General features: G+C 61.1%; 21 protein-coding genes. 10 read left to right on the top strand and 11 right to left on the bottom strand.

Annotation, left to right across the window (positions count from 1 at the left end):
• The first annotated feature begins 216 nt into the window (after positions 1-216).
• The 4 genes from NKK52_RS17030 to NKK52_RS17045 all read left to right on the top strand — a co-directional run bounded on the left by NKK52_RS17030 (position 217) and on the right by NKK52_RS17045 (position 3,988).
• Positions 217-861 (top strand): 50S ribosomal protein L25/general stress protein Ctc, encoded by a 645-nt coding sequence (locus NKK52_RS17030; protein ID WP_023683704.1) that lies wholly within the window; start codon positions 217-219, stop codon positions 859-861.
• 21 nt (positions 862-882) lie between these two features.
• Positions 883-1,623: an aminoacyl-tRNA hydrolase gene (pth, locus tag NKK52_RS17035; protein ID WP_023683703.1), complete on the top strand. Its 741-nt coding sequence runs from the start codon at positions 883-885 to the stop codon at positions 1,621-1,623.
• A 95-nt stretch (positions 1,624-1,718) separates the two neighbouring features.
• A complete protein-coding gene (gene ychF / locus NKK52_RS17040; protein WP_023683702.1) occupies positions 1,719-2,822 on the top strand; it encodes a redox-regulated ATPase YchF in 1,104 nt (367 codons plus the stop codon).
• A 239-nt stretch (positions 2,823-3,061) separates the two neighbouring features.
• On the top strand, positions 3,062-3,988 hold the full coding sequence (locus tag NKK52_RS17045; RefSeq protein WP_084627161.1) for a three-Cys-motif partner protein TcmP: 927 nt from the start codon (positions 3,062-3,064) through the stop codon (positions 3,986-3,988).
• Here NKK52_RS17045 and NKK52_RS17050 read toward each other — a convergent pair.
• Positions 3,943-4,695 carry a DUF5131 family protein gene (locus NKK52_RS17050; protein WP_023683701.1) on the bottom strand — a complete coding sequence of 251 codons (753 nt, stop codon included), beginning with the start codon at positions 4,693-4,695 and terminating at the stop codon, positions 3,943-3,945. The genes NKK52_RS17045 and NKK52_RS17050 overlap by 46 nt on opposite strands.
• A gap of 340 nt (positions 4,696-5,035) precedes the next feature.
• On the opposite strand from NKK52_RS17050, the gene corA reads away from it, so the two are divergent.
• The 3 genes from corA (at position 5,036) to NKK52_RS17065 (ending at position 7,011) form a co-directional block, all read left to right on the top strand.
• Positions 5,036-6,010 carry a magnesium/cobalt transporter CorA gene (gene corA, locus NKK52_RS17055; protein ID WP_023683700.1) on the top strand — a complete coding sequence of 325 codons (975 nt, stop codon included), beginning with the start codon at positions 5,036-5,038 and terminating at the stop codon, positions 6,008-6,010.
• A gap of 78 nt (positions 6,011-6,088) precedes the next feature.
• Positions 6,089-6,550, top strand: coding sequence for a MaoC family dehydratase (locus NKK52_RS17060; RefSeq protein WP_023683699.1), 462 nt, complete (start codon positions 6,089-6,091; stop codon positions 6,548-6,550).
• Positions 6,547-7,011, top strand: coding sequence for a MaoC family dehydratase (locus tag NKK52_RS17065; RefSeq protein WP_023683698.1), 465 nt, complete (start codon positions 6,547-6,549; stop codon positions 7,009-7,011). Before NKK52_RS17060 ends, NKK52_RS17065 begins: the two co-directional genes overlap by 4 nt.
• A gap of 153 nt (positions 7,012-7,164) precedes the next feature.
• Here NKK52_RS17065 and NKK52_RS17070 read toward each other — a convergent pair whose 3' ends face one another.
• The 5 genes from NKK52_RS17070 to petA form a co-directional block, all read right to left on the bottom strand.
• Positions 7,165-7,710 (bottom strand): adenine phosphoribosyltransferase, encoded by a 546-nt coding sequence (locus tag NKK52_RS17070; RefSeq protein ID WP_013529989.1) that lies wholly within the window; start codon positions 7,708-7,710, stop codon positions 7,165-7,167.
• Positions 7,711-7,719: 9 nt separating this feature from the next.
• Positions 7,720-8,865 (bottom strand): alpha-hydroxy acid oxidase, encoded by a 1,146-nt coding sequence (locus NKK52_RS17075; protein ID WP_023670030.1) that lies wholly within the window; start codon positions 8,863-8,865, stop codon positions 7,720-7,722.
• A 186-nt stretch (positions 8,866-9,051) separates the two neighbouring features.
• Entirely contained in the window at positions 9,052-9,924 is an 873-nt protein-coding gene (locus NKK52_RS17080; RefSeq protein WP_023670029.1) for a cytochrome c1, read from the bottom strand.
• Positions 9,925-9,947: 23 nt separating this feature from the next.
• Positions 9,948-11,291 carry a cytochrome b gene (locus tag NKK52_RS17085; protein ID WP_023683697.1) on the bottom strand — a complete coding sequence of 448 codons (1,344 nt, stop codon included), beginning with the start codon at positions 11,289-11,291 and terminating at the stop codon, positions 9,948-9,950.
• A 16-nt stretch (positions 11,292-11,307) separates the two neighbouring features.
• Positions 11,308-11,868, bottom strand: coding sequence for a ubiquinol-cytochrome c reductase iron-sulfur subunit (gene petA, locus NKK52_RS17090; protein WP_023670027.1), 561 nt, complete (start codon positions 11,866-11,868; stop codon positions 11,308-11,310).
• A 259-nt stretch (positions 11,869-12,127) separates the two neighbouring features.
• Between petA and NKK52_RS17095 the strand changes: the two genes are divergently transcribed.
• From NKK52_RS17095 to NKK52_RS17105, 3 genes are read left to right on the top strand one after another with little or no spacing between them, the layout of a single operon-like run.
• Positions 12,128-12,403: a type II toxin-antitoxin system Phd/YefM family antitoxin gene (locus tag NKK52_RS17095; RefSeq protein WP_023701566.1), complete on the top strand. Its 276-nt coding sequence runs from the start codon at positions 12,128-12,130 to the stop codon at positions 12,401-12,403.
• Positions 12,404-12,826, top strand: coding sequence for a type II toxin-antitoxin system VapC family toxin (locus tag NKK52_RS17100; RefSeq protein ID WP_023670025.1), 423 nt, complete (start codon positions 12,404-12,406; stop codon positions 12,824-12,826).
• A gap of 5 nt (positions 12,827-12,831) precedes the next feature.
• Positions 12,832-13,176: a cupin domain-containing protein gene (locus tag NKK52_RS17105; RefSeq protein ID WP_023683696.1), complete on the top strand. Its 345-nt coding sequence runs from the start codon at positions 12,832-12,834 to the stop codon at positions 13,174-13,176.
• Positions 13,177-13,196: 20 nt separating this feature from the next.
• Here NKK52_RS17105 and NKK52_RS17110 read toward each other — a convergent pair whose 3' ends face one another.
• The 5 genes from NKK52_RS17110 to NKK52_RS17130 are packed head-to-tail and all read right to left on the bottom strand — an operon-like array spanning position 13,197 to position 18,211.
• On the bottom strand, positions 13,197-13,505 hold the full coding sequence (locus NKK52_RS17110; protein ID WP_023683695.1) for a DUF6665 family protein: 309 nt from the start codon (positions 13,503-13,505) through the stop codon (positions 13,197-13,199).
• A 1-nt stretch (position 13,506) separates the two neighbouring features.
• Entirely contained in the window at positions 13,507-13,983 is a 477-nt protein-coding gene (locus NKK52_RS17115; RefSeq protein WP_023683694.1) for a GNAT family N-acetyltransferase, read from the bottom strand.
• Between the two features lie 3 nt (positions 13,984-13,986).
• Complete coding sequence (locus NKK52_RS17120; protein WP_023683693.1) at positions 13,987-15,870, bottom strand: ABC transporter ATP-binding protein; 1,884 nt, start codon at positions 15,868-15,870, stop codon at positions 13,987-13,989.
• 10 nt (positions 15,871-15,880) lie between these two features.
• Positions 15,881-17,776: an ABC transporter ATP-binding protein gene (locus NKK52_RS17125; protein ID WP_023683692.1), complete on the bottom strand. Its 1,896-nt coding sequence runs from the start codon at positions 17,774-17,776 to the stop codon at positions 15,881-15,883.
• A 27-nt stretch (positions 17,777-17,803) separates the two neighbouring features.
• Positions 17,804-18,211 (bottom strand): hypothetical protein, encoded by a 408-nt coding sequence (locus NKK52_RS17130; protein ID WP_023683691.1) that lies wholly within the window; start codon positions 18,209-18,211, stop codon positions 17,804-17,806.
• Between the last annotated feature and the right edge of the window lie 216 nt (positions 18,212-18,427).

An 18,427-nucleotide genomic window follows, 5' to 3' on the forward strand; every position in this document is an offset into this window, starting at 1 on the left:
GGCTTGCACGCCTGCCCGCCTTCCGCTATAGAGCCGCCACCCGCGTAGACACCCTTGGAGGCAACGCGGCGGAAGGCTGCCTTCCCTTGTGATCCCGAACAAAGCTCCGCGTATGCGGTTTCTGGCATTCGGACATCAAGGCCTGGCGGCTTTCGACGTTTACGGTCCAGGCACACTGCCACCGCAAACGCTCCATAAAACGCGAAAGGAAATGCCATGAGCCACGATACTTACGAGCTCAAGGCCGAAGCGCGCGAACAGGTCGGTAAGGGGTCCGCCCGTGCAGTTCGCCGCAACGGTAAAGTGCCTGCAGTTATCTACGGCGACAGACAGCCTCCCCTGGCGATTGCGCTGAACTATAAGGACGTCTTCTACAAAATCCATGGCGGCGGGTTTTTGACCACGATCGCCACGATCGATGTCGACGGCAAGAAAATCCAGGTTCTGCCCAAGGATTTCCAGCTTGACCCGGTCAAGGATTTCCCGGTCCATGTCGACTTCCTGCGCATCGGCAAGGACACCGAGGTCAACGTCGACGTGCCTGTCCACTTCATCAATGAAGACAAGTCGCCCGGCATCAAACGCGGCGGCGTGCTCAACATCGTGCGTCATGAAGTCGAGTTCCACTGCCCGGCCAATGCGATCCCGGAATTCATCACCGTCGATCTCACCGGCGCCGACATTGGCGATTCGATCCACATCTCGGCGGTTACCTTGCCGGCCGGCGTCAAGCCGGTGATCTCCGATCGCGACTTCACCATCGCGACCATTGCCGGCTCCTCGGCGATGAAGCCGGAGACGGAAGAGACGACGGAAGCGGCAGCCCCCGAAGCGGCGGCTCCTGCTGCCGAAGAGAAGTAATTTTCGGGCCCGGAGTTCACGATGCTTGTCTTTGCAGGCCTCGGCAATCCGGGCGCGAAATACGCTGATAACCGGCACAATGTCGGCTTCATGGCGGCGGACGCAATTGCCCGCCGCCATTCGTTTTCGCCCTGGTCGAAGAAGTTCCAGGGCCTGATCGCCGAAGGCACGATTGCCGGCGAAAAGATTCTCCTGATCAAGCCGCAGACCTTCATGAACCTGTCGGGACAGCCGATCGGCGAAGCCTTGCGCTTCTACAAGCTCGGCCCCGAGGCGCTGACCGTCTTCTACGACGAGATCGACCTGCCGGCCGGCAAATTGCGGGTCAAAGTCGGCGGCGGCGCCGGCGGCCACAACGGCATCCGCTCGCTCGACCAGCATGTCGGCAAGAATTTTCGCCGCGTGCGCATCGGCGTCGGACACCCCGGCGTCCGGGAAATGGTGCATGGCCATGTTCTCGGCGACTTCGCCAAGGCCGATCGCGAGTGGCTGGACGTGCTGCTCGACACCATCGCCGACGATGCCGGGCTGCTGGCCAAGGGCGACGACAGTTCCTTCATGAACCGCATTACTCTGGCCCTGCGCGACAAGCTGGTGCCGACCAGCGACGACGACCGGCCGCCGCCCAAGGCGCCGAAGGCTGAAGGTCCAAAGGCTCAAAGCCACATCCGCCAGGCACGGCCACAGCAGGCGGCGGCCAAGCTGCCGGAAAGCGGCCCTATGGCCGCCATGCTGAAGAAACTGTTCGGCAAGAAGGACTGAGCGTCGATAGGATCGGGACCGCGGGGCTTGACGTTGCTCACCCCTATCGCCCATAGCCCTCATCAAATTTCTAGTTTCCCGATAGGACCGGACACATGGGTTTCAAATGCGGCATCGTTGGCTTGCCCAACGTCGGCAAGTCGACGCTTTTCAACGCGTTGACCAGGACGGCGGCGGCGCAGGCCGCCAACTATCCGTTCTGCACCATCGAACCGAACACCGGCGAGGTGGCGGTGCCCGATCCGCGGCTGCAGAAGATCGCCGCAATCGCCAAGTCTAAGGAGATCATCCCGACCCGCATCTCCTTCGTCGACATTGCCGGCCTGGTGCGCGGCGCCTCCAAGGGCGAAGGGCTGGGCAACCAGTTCCTCGCCAACATCCGTGAGGTCGACGCCATCGTGCATGTGCTGCGCTGTTTCGAGGATGACGACATCACCCATGTCGAGGGCAAGATCGACCCTGTCGCCGACGCCGATACGGTCGAGACCGAGCTGATGCTCGCCGACCTCGACAGCCTCGAGCGCCGCATCGTGCAGATCCGCAAGCGCGCCGGCAGCAAGGACAAGGAAGCAACCACCGTGCTGCCGATGATGGAGGCAGCACTCGAGCTCCTCCAGGCCGGCAAGCCGACCCGCATCCTGCTCAAGGGCATTTCAGCGGAAGACCTGCGCATCCTGCAGGGACTGAACCTCTTGACCTCGCACCCCGTGCTCTATGTATGCAACGTCGCCGAAGCCGACGCCGCCACCGGCAACGAGCACACCAGGGCCGTGGAAAAGATGGCGACCGCGCAGGGCGCCGGCACCGTGGTGATCTCAGCCGCGATCGAGGCCGAAGTCGCCCAGCTCTCCGACGAGGAAGAGATGGAGTTCCTGTCCTCGCTCGGCCTCGACGAACCTGGCCTCAACAAGGTCATCCGCGCCGGCTATGATCTGTTGCACCTGATCACCTATTTCACCGCCGGGCCGAAAGAGACGCGCGCCTGGACCATCCACAAGGGCGACAAGGCCCCGCAGGCCGCCGGCGTCATCCACACCGACTTCGAGCGCGGCTTCATCCGCGCCCAGACCATCGCCTATAACGACTACGTCACGCTGGGCGGCGAAGTGGCGGCCAAGGAGGCCGGCAAGGCGCGCGACGAAGGCAAGGAATATGTCGTCCAGGACGGCGACGTGCTGCTGTTCAAGTTCAACACCTGATTTGATGGAAATCGCGTCACCCATGGGGCGCGGCCATGTAGGCGAAGGCAGGCGCCTACACCCGCAGTGGGCACGAGATTGCAGGATGGCATCCCCGATACTGTAAAGCGCACCGATACGGCGGTCGATATCTGGGTAGACGAAATCATTCAGCCTCTATGCGCAATAAATACACCCCTATGACATAGTTCCTCCTAGACACTCCACTCATTCTGCGTATCGATGTACGAGGGTGGAGGATGACGACGATGGTAACACACGTCTTTGGGGGGCCAGACACCCCTAAAAAGCTCCGTTGCTTACAGGAATATCTCCAAGCCTTCGCTATCGCTTTGCGCGATCAGGATTTCGCTTGCGTTTACATCGACGCTTTTGCCGGCTCGGGGACCCGTACAGAAGTCCGCCCCGGTCTTCCTCTCTTCGGTTCAGAAATGGCAGAACCAGAAGAAGTAACCACACGGGGATCAGCCAGGATTGCAATCGAGGTCGACCCGCCGATGCATTCTATCGTGCTGATCGAACAAGATAATTCCCGTTTTGCGCAGCTCGAGGAGCTGATCTCTGAGTATCCCGATCGCAAGATAATTGCTCGAAACGGGGATGCTAACGATCTTGTCCAGCGCCTTTGCAAGCGCACAAATTGGCGCGGACCGGAGACTGTCGGCCGTGGAATTCGTGGCGTTGTCTTTCTCGATCCCTACGGCATGGAGGTTTCCTGGAACACGGTAAAGGCCATCGCAGCAACAGAAGCCTTAGACTGTTGGTATTTCTTTCCGTTATCAGGTCTCTACCGAAATGCTCCCCATGACCCAGCAAAGCTCGATCCGAGCAAGCAGGCAAGCCTGGATCGCGTTCTAGGAGCAACCGATTGGCGGGAGCGTTGGTATGGTCACGAAGGTGCGCGCCAAGACCTATTCGAAACGAACGGGCAAGCAGTTCGACGAGCGGATGTGAACGCTATCGAATCCTACGTGAAGGAGCGCCTGCGCACAGTATTCAAAGGGGCTGTTTTGGACCCAGTTCGCCTTCATCACAAAGGCGGCGCGCCACTGGCTTCACTTTTTTTCGCTGTGTCAAACACTAGTCCGGCCGCAGTCGCACTAGCGACAAAGATGGCCTCTCATATTCTCAAATCGGGAAGATCGTCCCAAAGCCGGTCACGATAGGTGCGGCCTGTCACCTTCTTGTTCTTGCCGCCCCACTGTTTGAAGAAGAACGCTGTGTCCGCATCGGTGCATTGGTCGAAAATCTCGTCCACCCATCGGGTGTCTAGCGGCCTAGCCTGCGGTCCGCTTTCGCCTCCGACGATTGCCCAGTGAATGCTTTTAAGATTGGCGCCGGCGACAGAGCCGATCAGGGGTTCGAATGAAACAAATCTCACGGCCGCAGGAACCGCCCGGAGTTCATCCAGCCTGTACAGCACACGACTATCTTCGACACTGGTGCCGAGCCAGACGTTCGGAAGCACATTAAACTCGGGGGAGGAAAGTACTTCCGACATCCTATCGGGCCGCTTTGTCAGAATTTGATAAGTGTGGCGAGGCGTAGCTGCCATGACCTGCCATATCTCAGCGATGAAGGCCGTTGGCACTTCCGCATGGAAGAGATCCGACATTGAGTTTACGAAGACACGCTTGGGTTTCTTCCATTCTTGCGGAACAGAAAGCGATGCGTGATCGAGCTTAATCTTGCCTGTCCATTTCGCTTTGCCGCCGGTTTTGCGTGTCACCCCCGCATACTTGTCGACTCCCATGGCCTCCAGCCGAGCAGCCATCCTCATCGCGTAGCAATTTGTACATCCGGCAGTGAGGATGGTGCAGCCGGCGACCGGGTTCCAGGTCGCATCTGTCCATTCGATTGATGTTTCGGCCATCAAATCACCTTCCGTGTTGATGGAAGAGTGGCATAGACATTGTAAACGTCACTCTAAGAAATACTCTAGGAATTTGTTCACAACGAGGCTTTTGGGTCGGCTGTACCACGACGAGCTTGGGGGAGATAGACCAGGTCCAACAGCGGCAACGGTATCAGCCCCTCGACAAGGGTTTTCAAGCGGCCGGAGCCCGTCCTGCCATTCGGTCGCCTGTCTTGATTTTGTCACCTCACAAGTCTAAGCGGCGGGCGCACGGTCGGCTCACGCGGCGAAGAGCCGTGCAATCTGACACGACGCGTCAATCTGAACGCACCCTTTAATCCGCCAAGGGAGACCGGCGATGATCAAGGCCTTCGTCGTCGACAATGATCGCCTGCGCCTCGCCGACGATCTCGTGGCCAATGGCGATCACGTCGTCTGGGCCGACCTTCTCAACCCGACCAAGGAAGAAGAAACAGCGATCGAGACCTGGCTCGGCGTTGCCATCCCGACGCGCGAGGAGATGGAGGAGATCGAGATTTCGAGCCGCCTCTACATCGAGGACGGCGCCTACTTCATGACCGCCACCTTGCCGGCGCAGACCGAAATCGATGATCCCTTGATGTCACCGGTTACCTTTGTGCTTGCCGGCCCGAGACTGGTCACCATCCGCTATCATGAGCCGAAGGCGTTCAAGACCTTTCCCCTGCGCGCCGAGAAGGTGGCGACAGGCTGCACCACCGGCAACACCATCCTGATCGGCCTGCTGGAGGCGATCGTCGATCGCCTAGCCGATATTCTCGAACGCGCCGGCCGTGACATCGAGACGATCTCGCGCGATATCTTCGAAGCGCGGTCGACCAAGGTGAACAAGCGCAATCGCGACTTCCAGGAACTGCTCAAGGCCATAGGCCGCAAGGAGGACATTGCCTCCTCGATCCGCGACAGCCTTATCTCGCTGCAGCGCCTCACCGGCTTCCTTGCCCATGTCGCGACCCAGATCAAGATGAGCAAGGACGTCCGCGCCCGCATCAAGACAGTATCGCGCGACGTGCTGTCGCTCGCCGACCACGCCACCTTCCTGTCGCAGAAGATCTCGTTCCTGCTCGACGCGACGCTCGGCATGATCTCGATCGAGCAGAACGCCATAATCAAGATCTTCTCGGTCGCCGCCGTCATCTTCCTGCCGCCGACGCTGGTGGCTTCGATCTACGGCATGAATTTCGACGTCATCCCGGAGCTGAAATGGGAGCTCGGCTATCCCTTCGCCATCGGCCTGATGATCCTGTCGGCGATCCTGCCGTTCTGGTATTTCCGCCGCCGCGGCTGGTTGTAGGCCCAATAGAATTCGCTTGACCAAACGCCGCCCGGACGGCATCCGGATGCCCGGTGATCGTACAACCGGATTGGGATCATGACCGCAAAAAGCTGGGCCTACGAGGATTTCACCGAGGGCGCATCGATCGACCTCGGCGCCAAGCAGGTGAGTGCGGCCGAAATCATCGAATTCGCCACCGAATTCGACCCGCAGCCGATGCATCTCGACGAAGCCGCCGGCAAGGCCAGCATCCTTGGCGGCTTGGCCGCCTCCGGCTGGCACACCTGCGCGATCTTCATGCGCATGCTGTGCGACGCCTTCCTGCTCGACTCGACCGCGCAAGGCGCGCCCGGCATCGACCAGGTCAAATGGAAGAAGCCGGTGCTGGCCGGCGACACGCTGGCCGGCAGCACCAGTGTGCTCGCCAGGCGCCTGTCGAAGTCACGCCCAACACTCGGCCTCGTCACCTTGCGCAGCGAACTGTTCAACCAGCGCGGTGAAAGCGTCTTCGAACTTGAGAACACTGTCATGTTCTTGACCCGCGAGGCCGGCGCATGAGCCTCGACGCGTTCTTCCGCATCGGCGATACCATCAACCTCGGTTCGCACACATTCGAAGCCGAGGCGATCAAGGCGTTCGCCTGCAAATACGATCCACAGGTCTTTCATGTCGACGAGGAGGCGGCGAAGAAAAGCGTGTTCGGCCGCCTCTGCGCCTCAGGCTGGCACACCGCGGCCACCTGGATGAAGCTCAATCTCAAAAATCCTATGGACGCTTCTCAATGGACCGGACCCGGCCCGGTACCAGAATTCGGCCCCTCCCCCGGCTTCAGGAACCTGAAATGGCCAAAGCCGGTCTATGCCGGAGAAACCGTCACCTTCATGCGCACGGCCCTGTCCCACCGCCCGCTCGCCAATCGCCCCGGCTGGCGGCTGCTCGCGCTGCGCTCGGAAGGACTCGATTCTACGGGCGACAAGGTGCTGGAGTTCGACAGCGCGGTGCTGGTGAAGGCTGGGTAGTGAATGGTGAGTAGTGAGTAGTGAGTAGTGAGTAGTGAGTAGTGAGTAGTGAGTAGTGAGTAGTGAGTAGTGAGTAGTGAGTAGTGAGTATTCAATATCAGAGTGTGTGAGTAAGCCTAGCGCCTGTCATTGAACGCTGACATTCACTATTCACTAATGCCCCTCAAACCCGATCAACGTCCGCACCGGCACGCCCAGCGCTTCGAGCTTCGCCCGTCCGCCGAGATCCGGCAGGTCGATGACGAAGCACGCGGCAAGAATATCGGCGCCGATCTGCCTCAGCAACTTGACCGCCGCCTCCGCCGTGCCGCCGGTCGCGATCAGGTCGTCGACCAGGATCACCTTCTCGCCCGGCGCAACGCCGTCCTTGTGCATCTCCATCTCGTCCAGCCCGTATTCCAGGCTGTAGGCGACGCGTACCGTCTCGTAAGGCAGCTTGCCCTTCTTGCGGATCGGCACGAAGCCGGCCGAAAGCTGGTGCGCGACCGCACCGCCGAGGATGAAGCCACGCGCCTCGATGCCGGCGATCTTGTCGATCTTCTGGCCGGCATAGGGATGCACCAGCTCGTCGATGGCGCGGCGGAAGGCGCGCGCATTGCCGAGCAAAGTGGTGATGTCGCGAAACAGGATACCGGGCTTGGGGTAGTCCGGAATGGTGCGGATCGCGGCGAGCAGCGTGTCTTCGAGCGAGGATTTCATGGGTCGAGATTACCTGAAACGGAGGTTGTTGCGCGACAATTGTTCGATCGAACTGCAGCCCATCAGCTTCATGCCGCGCTCGATCTCGATCCGCATCTGCTCCAGCGCCCGCTCGACGCCCGGCTGTCCGGCCGCCGCCAAGGGGAACAGATAGTAGCGGCCGACGCCAACAGCCTTGGCGCCGAGCGACAGCGCCTTCAGCACATGGGTGCCGCGCTGCACGCCGCCATCCATGATGACGTCTATTCTGTCGCCGACGGCATCGACGATCTCGGCCAGTTGGTCGAACGCCGCCCGCGAGCCGTCCAGCTGCCGGCCGCCATGGTTGGACAGCACAATGCCGCTGCAGCCGATCTCGACGGCGCGCTTGGCATCCTCCACCGACATGACGCCCTTGAGACAGAACGGACCTCCCCACAGTCTGACCATCTCGGCAACATCGTCCCAGGTCATCGACGGATCGAGCATCTCGGTGAAGTAGCGGCTGATCGACATCGTGCCGCCGCCCATGTCGACATGCTCGTCGAGCTGCGGCAGCTTGAACCCCTCATGGGTGAAATAGTTGATCGCCCAGCCCGGCTTCAGCGCGAACTGCAGCATGCCGGCAAGGTTGAGCTTGAAAGGGATGGCAAAGCCGGTGCGCTTGTCGCGCTCGCGGTTGCCTCCGGTGATGCTGTCGACGGTCAGCATCATCACTTCGACTCCAACCGCTTTCGCCCGCTGCATCATCGCCCGGTTGAGGCCGCGATCCCGGTGGAAATAGAACTGGTAGACCTGCGGGCTGCTGCTGATCTTGCGCGCTTCCTCAAGACTGACAGTGCCGAGCGAGGACACGCCGAACATCGTGCCGAATTTGGCCGAAGCCTTGGCCACCGCGCGCTCGCCTTGATGATGGAACAGCCGCTGCAAGGCGGTCGGCGAGCAATAGACGGGCATGGCCAGCTTCTGGCCCATCACCGTCACCGACATGTCGATCTCGCTTACCCCGCGCAGCACGTTGGGAACGAGGTCGCAGCGCTCGAAGCTCTCGGTGTTGCGGCGGTAGGTGACCTCATCGTCGGCCGCGCCATCGATGTAGTTGAAGATTGGCCCCGGCAACCGCTGCTGGGCCATGCGCCGGAAATCGGAAAAGTTGTGACAGTCGCGTAGCCGCATCATCGATCCCAAATGCCCCTTTAGCCGGCGATCCGCCGGGCGCGCGTGCAATACCAATCGCATGGCGGCGTGCCAACGGACTTCTTACTGGACGGCTGCTGCGCCAAGATGCGAACCATGTCCGGTTTGGCAAGCAAAAAGGGCGTCCGAAGACGCCCTTTCCATTTCCGAGGAATAAGATGCGGCTTAGTGCGCCACGCCTTCCCACACCTTGCGCTTGGTCAGATACATCAGCGCCCCGAACAGAAGCAGAAACACCAGCACGCGGAAGCCGGTCTTCTTGCGGTCTTCCATATGCGGCTCGGCCGCCCACATCAGGAACGCCGAGACGTCGCGCGAATACTGGTCGATCGTCTGCGGCGAACCGTCATCGTAGGTCACCTGGCCGTCGGAGAGCGGCTTGGGCATCTTCAGCGACACGCCGGACATGAAGTATGGATTATAGTGGGTGCCTTCGGGGATCACCATGCCGGCAGGTGGCGTCTCGTCGTAGCCGGTCAGCAGCGAATGGATGTAGTCCGGGCCGCCCTGCGCATATTGCGTGAAGATGTCGAAGACGAAGCGCGGGAAGCCGCGCTCGACGCCGCGCGCCTTGGCCAGCAGCGACATATCCGGTGGGGCAGCGCCGCCGTTGGAAGCGGCAGCCGCCTCCTCATTGGCGAACGGCGCCGGGAAATGGTCTGACGGCTTGCCCGGCCGATCGAACATGTCGCCGGCATCGTTGGGTCCATCATGGATGGTGTACTCGGCCGACAGCGACTTGATCTGCGCTTCCGAATAGCCGAGGTCCTCCAGCGTGCGGAACGCCACCAAATTCATCGAGTGGCAGGCCGAGCAGACTTCCTTGTAGACCTTCAGGCCACGCTGCAGCTGCGCCTTGTCGTAGGTGCCGAACGGACCGGCAAAAGTCCAGTCCATCTCCTTCGGCTCGTGGATCGGGAAATGCGTCGGTGCCGCCGCGTTGTGCGCCTCTTCAGCGGCGATCGCCACACTGCCGACGGCTCCGATGCCAGCGGCAAACACGCCTAGCAGGGCGAGCGAGGTGAGAATCTTTTTCATGCCAAATCCCCTTAGATTCTCACTCAGCCTTTGGTTTCCGGCGCCGCGGTCGCACCGGCCGGATGTCCCCCTCCGGCACCCTTGTTCTTCTCCAGCACCGCCTCGGTGATCGAATTCGGCAGTCTGCGTGGCGTCTCGATCAGGCCAAGCACCGGCAGGATGACGAGGAAGAAGGCGAAGTAGAACAGTGTCGCCGCTTGAGCGTAGCCAACGTAGTTGCCCGAGACCTCACCTATCAGGAGGGTCAACAGACCGCCGCCTTCCGCCGGCTGCGAGCCAAGCCAGCCAAGCAGGACAGCGTCTGCGACGAACAGCCAGAAGAACAGCTTGTACCAGGGCCGGTAGACCGCCGAGCGCACCTTGGAGGTGTCGAGCCACGGCACCAGGAACAGCATGACGATGGCGCCGAACATGCACAGCACGCCACCGAGCTTGGAGTTGATCGGCCCGATGTTGAAGGTGATCGCGCGCAGGATCGCGTAGAACGGCAGGAAGTACCATTCCGGCACGATGTGGGCCGGCGTCTTCAGCGGGTTGGCGATCGTGTAATTGTCCGGATGGCCGAGAAAGTTCGGCAGGTAGAAGACGAAATAGGCGAAGAAGAACAGGAACACGATCATGCCGAATGCATCCTTGATGGTCGCATAAGGCGTAAAGGCAACGGTGTCGGTCTTCGATTTCACCTCGATGCCGGTCGGGTTCGACTGGCCGACCACATGCAGCGCCCAGACGTGCAGCACGACGACGCCGGCAATCATGAACGGCAGCAAATAGTGCAGCGCAAAGAAGCGGTTGAGCGTCGGGTTGTCGACGGCGAAACCGCCGAGCAGCAGTTCCTGGATCCAGTTTCCGACCAGCGGAATGGCGCTGAAGAAGCCGGTGATGACGGTGGCGCCCCAGAAGCTCATCTGACCCCAGGGCAGCACATAGCCCATGAAGCCGGTCGCCATCATCAGCAGATAGATGATGCAGCCGAGGATCCACAGCAGCTCGCGCGGCGCCTTGTAGGAGCCGTAATAAAGCCCGCGGAAGATGTGGATGTAGACGGCGACGAAGAAGAACGAGGCGCCGTTGGAATGCATGTAGCGCAACAGCCAACCGGAATTGACGTCGCGCATGATCTTCTCGACCGAATTGAAGGCGAGATTGGTGTCGGCGGTATAGTGCATGGCGAGCACGATACCGGTCAGGATCTGCGCCACCAGCATGATCGTGAGGATGCCGCCGAAGGTCCACGCATAGTTGAGGTTGCGCGGCACCGGATAAGCGATGAAGCTGTCATAGATCATGCGCGGCAGCGGCATGCGGGCGTCGAACCAGCGTTCGATACCGGTCTTGGGCGTATAGGTCGAGTGTCCCTCGCTCATCGAAATATCCCCTGCCTCAACCGATAAGGATTTTGGTATCGGAAATGAACTTGAATACCGGCACGGCCATGTTTTCCGGCGCCGGGCCTTTACGGATGCGGCCGGCGGTATCGTACACCGAACCGTGGCACGGGCAGAACCAGCCGCCGAAATCGCCTTCCTGGCCAAGCGGAATGCAGCCCAGATGCGTGCAGACCTGCACCATCACCATCCAGGCTTCCTTGCCGGGCGTGGTGCGGTTGGCGTCAGTCGCCGGCGCATCGGCGGGCAGATTGGCGTTGCGGGCAATAGGATCCTTGAGATCGGCAAGGTTCACGGCCTCGCCGTCCTTCATCTCCTGCTCGGTGCGATTGCGCACCACGACCGGCTTGCCGCGCCATTTGACGATCAGCGACATGCCAGGCGTCAGCGAGGCGACATCGACCTCGACCGAGGCCAGCGCCAGCGTCGAGGCATCGGGGCGCATCTGGTCGATGAACGGCCAGGCGACGGCGCCTGCGCCAACCACTGCGGCCATGCCGGTGGCGACGTAGAGAAAATCACGACGGTTGGGATCCTGGGTGTCGGTTGCGCTCACGGGTGCCTGATCCTTTCGCCTCTTCCGAGCCGGCGGCCGAGCTTTGTCCCCGCTCCATCGCGCCGGCCCGACAGCGCATGGCGAACAAGCTAGCGAATTCCTCCGGCATTTGGATTTCGGTTTATGCGTGAAGCCCGTTTTTGTCCAGCGGGCTGAGGCCACAAGGGCAGATTGTCGCGGGCGTTCCGCACGAAGAGAAATTTGACGAGCTTGGCCGAATGTAGCAATATGTCTACATCTTCCGGATGGAGGTGTTGATATGAATATCTCGACGAAGACGATAACCATCATGTCGAGCCGTGAATTCAACCAGGACACGGCGCATGCCAAACGGGCAGCCAAGAACGGGCCGGTCATCATTACCGACCGCGGCAAGCCCTCCCATGTGCTGATGTCGATGGAGGAATATCAGCGTTTAGAGAAGAAGCCGAGAAGCCTCGCGGACGCGATTGCCGATGATCGCCCCGAAGCAGATTTCGACTGGGAACCACCTCGCCTGGAAGGACCGTTTTTCAAGATTCCCGAACTCGACTGAATGTTCATTCTTGACACCAATGTCGTTTCGAATCTGCGTCGTCGGGACAAGGCCGATCGCAACGTTTTGGCCTGGTCAGAGACCCACGACATCGCCAGCTTTTTCATGTCGGTCATTTCGATCCTGGAACTCGAAATCGGAACATTGCTCTTGTCGAGGAAGGATACTCGCCAGGCCACCATGTACCGTGAGTGGTTGGATCAGACACTCATTCCACAGTTTGACGACCGGATATTGAGCATAGACACGGCTGTTGTCGTGCGTTGCGCAAACCTCCACGTTCCCGATCCAAAGCCGGAGCGCGACGCCCTCATAGCCGCTACCGCGCTCGTCAAAAACTTGACAGTCGTGACCCGCAACACCAAGGATTTTGAAGGCACCGGCGTGAAGCTTTTCAACCCCTGGATACCGACGAAGGGTTAGAGGCTATGGCACACATCATCGACCGCGAGACCTGGACCAGGACGCCCGGCCGCTGGCAGGGCGAACTGCAATGCGGCGCCTACGACTCCAACTCCTGCCTGATTTTCAACTATCAGGAAGAGATTGGCGGCGGCCCGCGCCTGCACACGCATCCCTATTGTGAAATTTTCATCATTCGGCAAGGCACCGGCCTGTTCACGATCGGCGACCAGCAGATCGAGGCCACGGCCGGCCAGATCCTGATCGTGCCGCCTGATACGCCGCACAAATTCACCAATCTCGGCCCAGGCCCGCTCGAAACGACCGACATCCACGAAAACGGCAGCTTCATCACCGAATGGCTGGAATGATTGTTGCCGGCTGATGACCTCTAGCTTGCACCGAGCCTGACCAGCACGGCCCTTGGGATATCGTATTCGCGGATGACCGACTCATGCCGGCGCAGGCCGCAGAGTTCACGCTGGATGAAATAGGCGTGCACCGCTGCGGCAGCCTCCTTGAGCAGCCGCGGTCGCTGCTCCTCGTCGTCGTTGTTCTGACGGAGCTTGGCCAGCGTTTCCTCGACCCGTTGGCCGGCACGGCCGAGCGCTGCGGCCTTTTCAGCCAGTATCTCATGGCCGAGGGCGTCGAACGCGGCTTCGGCAGCCGAGGCGCCTAGGGATGGCGGACGCAGTGACATCTCAGCCTCCTTTTCTGTCTTGAGAGAGCATCATGCGGTGCGTGACGAATTCTTCGCCCACCACCGGCTGGAAGCCAAGCCGTTCATAGAACCCAAAGGCTTCTTGTGGCGCGCGGGTGTTCAGCACGGCAAAATGCTGACATGCCCTATCAATGACGGTCTCGACCAGCATGCGGCCAATGCCGCTGCGGCGATGACGCGCGCTGACGAACAGGTGCCTGACCCGGCCGTGGTCCCTGCCTTCGAAATAAGGATCGATGTTCAACCCGCACACACCAGCGAGTTCTCGGCCATGCCATGCGCCAAACAGCGCCTCGCCTCGTTTCAGGAACTTATTGCAGCCGCCTGCCCAGCCATCCGCCAGCCGCACCAGCATCCAGTAGCCCTCCAGCCGGCTCTCCTCCTTCAGCGCATCGAAGGCCGGCGCGGTTGGCCGCAGCCGCTTGAGGACGTAGCCGATATCAGGCGACGCTGCCATGCCCTACTCCGCCGGCCGTGTCTCTTCCAGCACGCTTTCCTCGTGGTAGAGGAAGCCGCCGGACTGCCGCTTCCACAGCCGCGCATAGAGCCCGTCGAGCGCCACCAGCTCGTCATGCGTGCCCTGTTCGATGATGCGGCCTCCGTCCAGCACCACAAGACGGTCGAGCGCGGCTATGGTCGACAGCCGATGGGCGATGGCGATGACCGTCTTGTTCTCCATCAGCCTGGCCAGATTCTCCTGGATCGCCGCCTCGATGTCGGAATCGAGCGCCGAGGTCGCCTCGTCGAGGATCAGGATCGGCGCATCCTTGAGGAAGACGCGGGCGATCGCGACGCGCTGGCGCTGGCCGCCCGACAGTTTCACGCCGCGCTCGCCGACAAAAGCCTCGTAGCCGGTACGGTCCCGGTTGTCGCGCAGGCCCAATATGAACTCGTGCGCCTCGGCCTTCTTCGCCGCCGCGATCACCTCGGCGTCAGTTGCATCCGGCATGCCGAGCTTGATGTTGTCGCGTAGCGAGCGGTGGAACAGCGCCGTCTCCTGGCTGACCACGCCGATATTGGCGCGCAGCGAGTTCTGCGTCACCTCGGCGACGTCTTGCCCGTCGACCAGGATTTTCCCGCTCTCGAGGTCGTAGAGGCGCAAGATGAGGTTGGCGAGCGTCGTCTTGCCCGCACCGGACGGCCCGACCAGCCCGACCTTCTCGCCAGGCTTGACCACAAGGTCGATGCCATTCAGCACGCCAAAACCCTTGCCGTAGTGGAACTCGACATTCTTCACCTCGATGCGGCCGCCGGCGACGACAAGCTCTTTCGCATCCGGCGCATCGACAAGGCCAAGCGGCTGCGAGATCAGCGCCTTGGAGTTTTCCAGGACGCCGAGATTTCGCAATATGCCGTTGAGCTGCATCATCACGCGCCCGAGCAGCATGTTGAGCCGCAAGACCAGCGACAGCGTGAACGCGACGGCGCCGACGGTGATCGACCCTTCGACCCAGAGATAGACGGCAAAGCAGCCAATCGCGGTGATCATGATGCCCGACAGCGTCGTCAGCGCCATGCGCACGCCGGTCAGCCGGCGGGTGAAGGGCCGTAATGCATCGAGATAGATGTCGAAGCCGTTCTTGATGTAGCGGTCGTCGCCGTCGGCCGAGAACAGCTTCAGCGTCTGCACGTTGGAATAGGAATCGATGATGCGCCCATTGATCATCGAGCCAGCTTCAGCCGTGGCCTCGGCATGCCTGCGGATCGAGGGCAGATAGAGCTTGGCCAGCCAGGCGAACGCGAGGATCCAGATCACCACCAGCACGGCCAGGCGCAGATCCAGCCCGGCGACCAGCGCCAAGGTCGTCACCGTATAGATGAGCATGAACCAGATGACCTCGATGAAGCTCTCCATCAGGTCGCCGGTCGCCTGCCCCGCCTGCCAGACTTTTGTCGCGATACGGCCGGCGAAATCGTTCTGGAAGAAGGTGTAGGACTGGCGCGATACGTGCCGGTGCGCCTGCCAGCGCACCAGATTGTAGAACCCCGGCGTGATCGTCTGTTCGTTGACCAGCGCCGACAGGCCGACGACGATGGTGCGGATGACCAGCACCACTGCGATCATGAAGACAAGCTCAGGCCCGGCGGCGGTCCACAGCGCGTCCCAGCTGCGCTCCCCGGGAAGCTGATCGAGAATATCGACCAGCCGCCCGACGAAGTAGAAAAGCCCGGCCTCGATCAGCGGCGCGATGCCGCCGATGACAAGCATGGCGAAGAAGGCGAACTTCGCCTGGCCGACATAGTGCCAGAGGAAGCCGCCGACGCTTGGCGGTGGCCGAAGGTCCGCCGGCTCCCTGAACGGATAGACCCAGTCCTCGAACCAGCGATAGACGGCTGTCATCATGCTGACGTCATCACTCTGCGGCTTCACCCTTCACGCCGATGTCGTTGGCAACAGCGTCATTGGCGGCATCGACCGGACCGTCATCGAGCAGGAACCCGCCCGACTGGCGCTGCCAGAGCTGCGCGTAGAGCCCGCCGCTGGCGACGAGTTCCTCGTGCGACCCCTCCTCGATGACACGGCCCTTGTCGAGGACGACGAGCCTGTCCATCGCCGCGATGGTCGACAGCCGGTGCGCAATGGCGATGACGGTCTTGCCTTGCATGGGCTTGTAGAGATTCTCCTGGATGGCGGCCTCGGCTTCGGAATCCAGCGCCGACGTCGCTTCGTCAAGGATAAGTATCGGTGCGTCCTTCAACATAACGCGAGCAATGGCGATGCGTTGCCGCTGGCCGCCGGACAATTTGACGCCGCGGTCGCCGACATGAGCGTCGAGCCCTTTACGTCCGGTGTGATCCGAAAGCCTGCCGATAAACTCCAGCGCCTCGGCCCGCCCGGCTGCCTCGACAAGCATTTCCTCCGTCGCATCGGGCCGCCCGTAAAGAATGTTGTCGCGCACCGAACGATGCAGCAGCGAAGTGTCCTGCGTCACCATGCCGATCTGCGCGCGCAGCGAATCCTGCGTCACCGAAGCGATCTCCTGGCCGTCGATCAGGATCCGGCCGTTCTCGAGGTCGTAGAACCGCAACAGGAGATTGACCAGCGTCGACTTGCCCGCACCCGAGCGCCCGACAATGCCGACTTTCTCGCCGGGCTTCACCGTCAGCGACAGGTTCTCGATGACGCCCTTCTGCTTGCCATAGTGGAAACGAATGTCGTCGAAGCGGATCTCGCCCTTGGTGACGGCAATGTCCTTCGCCCCCGGCCGGTCTTCGACCAGGCGCGGCAGCGAGATCGAGGCGATGCCGTCTTGCACCGTGCCGATGTTCTCGAACAGGCTCGACATTTCCCACATGATCCACTGCGACATGCCCCACATACGGAGCACGAGGCCGATGACCACGGCGACGGCACCGATCGTCACCGCCTGGCCGAGCCACAGCCACAGCGCCAGCGCCGTCACCGAAAACAGGAGCAGCGCGTTGAGGATATAGAGCAGCCCGTAAAGCACCGTCACCAGCCGCATCGACCGGTAGACCGTGTCGAGGAAGCCTGCCATGCCTTCTCTCGCGAACGTTGCTTCGCGCCGTGCATGGGAAAACAACTTGACCGTCTGGATGTTGGTGTAGCTGTCGACGACGCGGCCGGTCATCGTCGAGCGCGCATTGGCCTGCGCCTCGCCGACCTTGCCCAGCTTCGGGATGATATAGCGCAACAACCCGATATAGCCGAGCAGCCAGACGCCGAGAGGTGCCGCCAGCCGCAAGTCGGCCGAGCCGACGATGAACAGCATGCCGAGGAAATAGACGATGACGTAATTGAGCACCTCGATCACCTTGATGACGCATTCGCGCACGGCGAGTGCCGTCTGCATCAGCTTGGTGGCGATGCGGCCGGCAAATTCGTCCTGGTAGAAGCTCATCGACTGCTTCAAGAGATAACGATGCACCTGCCATCGGATGCGCATGGGGTAGTTGCCCATCAGCGTCTGCTGGTTGAGCAAAGAATGCAGCCATACCGTACCCGGCAGCGCGAACAGCACGACGAAGGCCATGCCGGCGAGCTTCCAGCTCTCGGTCTGCAGGAAGGTTTCGCGGTTCTGCCCGGACAGCCAGTCGACGATGTGGCCCATGAAGCCGAACATCCACACTTCCGCGATGGCAATCGCCGTCACCAGCACCGCATCGACGATGATGTATGGCCAGGCGCCGCGCGTATAATGCACGCAGAAGGCAACCAGCGTCTTCGGCGGCTCGACCGGTTCCGCTGCGGGGAACGGATCGAGCCTTCTTTCAAACCAGCTAAACATAGGGATGCTCACAAAACTGTTGTCCGCTCATGCGGCGCGGGAAAAATCCCCGGGGCGCTCCGCGTCCCCAGACCGTACGTCGGCGGGGACTGACGGCCCGGAATCACCCGGGCCATCGGTCCTGCTTCGCGCAATATAGGGACTTGCGGGCTTTTCACCGACAGAAGCGTTCGACTGAACTGACGGCACGCCGCCGCCAGTCCGGTTTTTCGCGCCCGGCCGGATCAGCCGGATGATCCGGCGCACCAGCGACGGCCGGCTGTGGTCGGGAACCGCACGCGAGAAATCGACATCCGGCAACATGCCGCGATGCGGACGCCGGCGCGTCTGCGCGTGAACCGCCGACGAATAGGTCTCGCCGACCAGCAACGCCCAGGTCGCCGTCTTGCGTTCGTGCAGGCTTCTTGAACCAGGTATCTTATAGGGATCGAACATCGGTCCGTCCTCCGTGTGAAAATAGACATAAAAAGGCGAAGCAATGTCGTGCGCCGGCATTCGGCCGGAGGCACGGATTGCATCCGTCGGGACACGAGGATAGGCCTCGGTCGCGACATGCTCAGCTGGGGCGCTTGGCCCCTTTAACCGGTTGAAAAACATCGCAGGATTCCTTCGAGAGCCGAAAATTGGGTTCGGCGGGAATCGGTGCGATCA

It is taken from the genome of Mesorhizobium sp. C277A (genome assembly GCF_040324395.1).
In the GTDB taxonomy this organism is placed as follows: Bacteria; Pseudomonadota; Alphaproteobacteria; order Rhizobiales; family Rhizobiaceae; genus Mesorhizobium.